Source organism: Mesorhizobium sp. M7A.F.Ca.ET.027.03.2.1 (assembly GCF_003999175.1).
Taxonomy (GTDB): Bacteria; Pseudomonadota; Alphaproteobacteria; order Rhizobiales; family Rhizobiaceae; genus Mesorhizobium.
The window spans coordinates 1-3,596 of the sequence record NZ_RZOM01000637.1; the positions used below are offsets into that span (position 1 = coordinate 1).

Sequence of the window (3,596 nt, forward strand, 5' to 3'; positions counted from 1 at the left end):
TCGCCGAGCAGCTTGGCGACGAGGTCGCGTGCATCGGCTTCCGGCAGGCCGATCTCGAAACCGTCCTCGCCCGTATAGCCCGACCGGCTCATGAACCAGTTTTTGCGCGGTTCGACACCATGCATGAAAAGCAGCGAGCCGGTCTCGATGCCGGCGCGGGAAAGGGCGGCCCAGGCTTCAGGACCCTGGATGGACAGGAAGACGCGGTCGAGCGGCTCGACTCTGGCGTCGAAATCCGCGGCAAGTGCACGCAAATGCTTTTCATCGGCGACGGCGTTGCCTGCGTTGGCGACTACCATGAACCTGCTATCGCCAAGTCTGGTGACGATGAGGTCGTCCAGGATGCCGCCTGCCTCGTTGAGGAAAAAGGACAGTTTGGACTGTGAGATTTGGAGTGCGCCTGCATCCAAGGGGCAAGCGCGGTTGAGCAGCGCAACCGCCTCCGGCCCGCTGACTTCGAATAGCTTCATATGCGAGATGTCGAACAGGCCGGCCTGTTCGCGGGTGTGAAGATGTTCCTTCATGACGCCCGCCGGATAGGTCAGCGGCATCGACCAGCCGGCAAAAGCGCCAAAGCGCGCACCGGCGGTTACATGGATGTCTTCGAGGGGTAGGTGTCTTGTATCGTCGCCCGTCATGTCGTCTCCAGAGTCGCACGCAATCGGTCGCGAATGGCGACCAGTCCGTGCCCCTCTGTCTGAAGCCTGAGAGACTCGCGCAGCCGGAACTCTGTCAGCGGCGCTTACACCTTCGGCGCGGGGGCAAGCCCCGACTTTCCAGAGTGTCTTTCCCGTCTACGGTTCTTTTGCCTGAGAGATTTCGGGCGATTTCCCCTTCGGCGACAGCTCTCGCTGTTCTCTCCCGCAAACAGGTAGGACTCAGACCCTGAGTCCTCGACGCGCCATCCATAGCTCGCGCGCGACGGCTTGTCACCTGTCAGCGACATCTAAAGCGCGTGCATGCCATTCTTCAAAACCGCGGCACGTTTTGGGCGATATGCGTTGGCCGACAAGTCTTCGCTAACCACGCCGTTTGCCGGTTTTTCAAGACACTGCTGATATGTTGGCTTGTATGACGCTTGGGGCCGGCGCTTGGCGACGGCGGACGGGGACGACAAATGGGCGAATTGATCATGAGCGCGCCGGTGGCCGGGCTGACCTCGAAAATCCGCATCGCCGCGGAGGACGTGGCGATGTTGCGCCATGAAGTGTTCGGCGATGGCGTCGTGACGCGCGGCGAGGCCGAGGCGCTGTTTGCGCTCGATGCAACGGCGAAGGACAAATGCCAGGAATGGCCGCCCTTCTTCGTCGAGGCGGTCACCGACTATATCGTCCACCAGGAAAAGCCGTCGGGCTATATCTCGCAAGACAATGCCGACTGGCTGATCCGCACGATCTCGCGCGATGGCATGGTCGACAGCCGGACCGAGCTCGAATTGCTGGTGCATGTGCTGGAACAGGCGAAATCGTCGCCGAGCCAGCTTTGTGTGTATGCGCTGGAGCAGGTGGCGCATGCCGTCATTGACGGCAAGGGGCCGCTGATGCTCGGCGGCACGCTGGCTCCCGGCCTCATCGCACAGGCGGAGGTCGAGTTGCTGCGCCGGATCCTCCATGCCCATGGCGGCGACGGCAACATCGCCATCACGCGCGCCGAGGCCGAGGTGCTGTTCAAGATCAACGAGTGCACTGCTCAAGGGCACAACGATCCGTCCTGGAACGAGCTGTTCGTCAAGGCGATCGCCAATTTCGTCATGTGCTCGGCCGGCTACGAAGCACCGACGCGCGATGTGGCGCTGCGCCGTGATGCCTTCCTCGAACATGCGGATCCGGAAATAGGCGGCTTCTTCAGCCGCATGATCTCCGGCGGCCTTGCCGGCATCATGGAAGCCTATCGGTCGCCAGGCGACATCGAGGCCGAGTGGGAAGCCAAGAACAGGGCGGCCGAGGCGCTGGCCCGCCGCGCCGAGACGGTCGATGCCGGTGAAGCCGGCTGGCTGATCGAACATATCGGCGTCGACAGGCCTCTTTATGAGAACGAACGCGCGCTGTTGACCCTGATCAAGCACGCCTCACCGGAAATCCATCCGGCGCTGAGGCCGCTGCTCGACAAGGTCGCCTGAGCGGTAGGGGTTGCCTGAGCGGTATGGGTTGCCTCGGTCAAAGCTGGGGTTGCCCGATTAGATCTGGTCGACGTCGATGTATATCCTTGCCAAGCCTTCCCTGACGGTCGACATGGCATCGGCGACGCTGATGGCGATGTGGTCGTGCATGAGCCTTGCGGCCCTGTCGGCATCGCGGGCTACCATGGCCCGGGCGATTTCGCTGTGTTCGGTGTAGGTCGTCGACAATCGCCGGTGCTTCTCCACTTCGATCTTGCGAACGAAATGGATGCGCGTGTTAATGCCTTCGAGCATGCGCGCCAGTTCGGGATTGCCCGACAGCCTGGCGATGCGGTTGTGAAACTCCTCGTCCCTGGCGGTCAGCTCAGTGCTGGAAAACGAGTCGGCGCGCGCCATGGTGAGCGCCCACCAGTCGACGAGCGCGGCGAGTTCCTCATCAGTCGCGCGCTGGATCGCCAGCCTGACGGAGCGGTCCTCGAGCACCGCTCGCACGTCGGAAAGATTGACGATCTCGTCGACATCGAAGCCCCGGCAAAAGAAGCCGCGATTGGTCTGGAAAGTGATGAGTTCCTCCGTGACCAGCCGCTGGAGCGCTTCCCGGACTGGGCTGCGGCTGACATTCAGCCTGGCGGCAAGCACCACTTCGTTGATGCGCTCGTTCGGCTTGAAGCGATAATCCATCGCCATGCGACGGATTTCTTCATAGACACGCGGGCCGGTCTTGATCGGCTTGGATGCCAACGCTGCGCTGTTGTCCCGGTTGCTTTGCCTGGCGGGTCGGAGCATGGCGTCGTCAAGCCTTTGCGGCGCTTGGTTCGGCGAACCGCGCCTGTGTGGGAAGGATGCCGTCGAGGGCGATCGGCGCTGCCCGGCCGGCGATCAGATCGGCGACGATACGGGCCGATCCATGCGCCATGGTCCAGCCGATATGGCCGTGCCCGGTGTTCAGCCACAGGTTTCGGATGTCGCGCAGGCCGAGGATCGGCAGGTTGTCGGGCGTCATGGGCCTCAGGCAGGCCCGCATCTCGGCGCGATCAAAGGCGATGCCGCGCGGGAACAGGTCCTGCGTGACGCGCTTCATGAAGGCGAAATCCGAAGGCTTGTGGCTGCGATCATAGCCCGCGAATTCCGCAGTGGCGGTCACGCGGATGCGATCGCCCATCGGCGTGATGGCGACGAGATTGTGCTCATCGATGACAGGGAGTTTTGGAGCCAGCGCCTGATCGACGATGGGAATGGTCATGGAATATCCCTTGACCGGATAGATCGGCAGGCCAAGGCCGATCTTGCGGGCGAGGACGGGGCTCTCGGCGCCGAGACACAGAACGTAGGTGTCGGCCAGAAACTCTCCCTTGTCGGTGACGATCTTGGTGATCGTTTCCTTTCTGCGTTCGATCCCCACGATCCTGGTCCCTGTCAGGATCTTGCCGCCCCTATTTTCGACGATGGCCGCCAGCGCGCGCGTGAACTTGGCGGC

The 3,596-nt window shown here is 62.5% G+C and carries 3 protein-coding genes, 1 pseudogene and 1 riboswitch; of the genes and pseudogenes, 1 reads left to right on the forward strand and 3 read right to left on the reverse strand.

All coding sequences use genetic code 11. The features are described 5' to 3' along the window. Nucleotides 1–638: pseudogene (locus tag EN750_RS23860) on the reverse strand (glycine cleavage system aminomethyltransferase T); the annotation flags it as partial. A 149-nt stretch (nucleotides 639–787) separates the two neighbouring features. Further along, a riboswitch (glycine riboswitch) is annotated at nucleotides 788–874 on the reverse strand. A 243-nt stretch (nucleotides 875–1,117) separates the two neighbouring features. On the opposite strand from EN750_RS23860, the gene EN750_RS23865 reads away from it, so the two are divergent. Next, the gene (locus tag EN750_RS23865) at nucleotides 1,118–2,119 is read left to right on the forward strand and encodes a hypothetical protein (RefSeq protein WP_127397834.1); all 1,002 of its coding nucleotides are present in this window, start codon (nucleotides 1,118–1,120) and stop codon (nucleotides 2,117–2,119) included. Nucleotides 2,120–2,176: 57 nt separating this feature from the next. Here the strand turns inward: EN750_RS23865 and EN750_RS23870 are convergent, their stop codons facing one another. Continuing rightward, complete coding sequence (locus tag EN750_RS23870) at nucleotides 2,177–2,860, reverse strand: GntR family transcriptional regulator (protein WP_245481738.1); 684 nt, start codon at nucleotides 2,858–2,860, stop codon at nucleotides 2,177–2,179. 52 nt (nucleotides 2,861–2,912) lie between these two features. After that, on the reverse strand, nucleotides 2,913–3,596 hold a 684-nt coding region (locus EN750_RS23875), incomplete at its 5' end, for an FAD-dependent oxidoreductase (protein WP_127397836.1).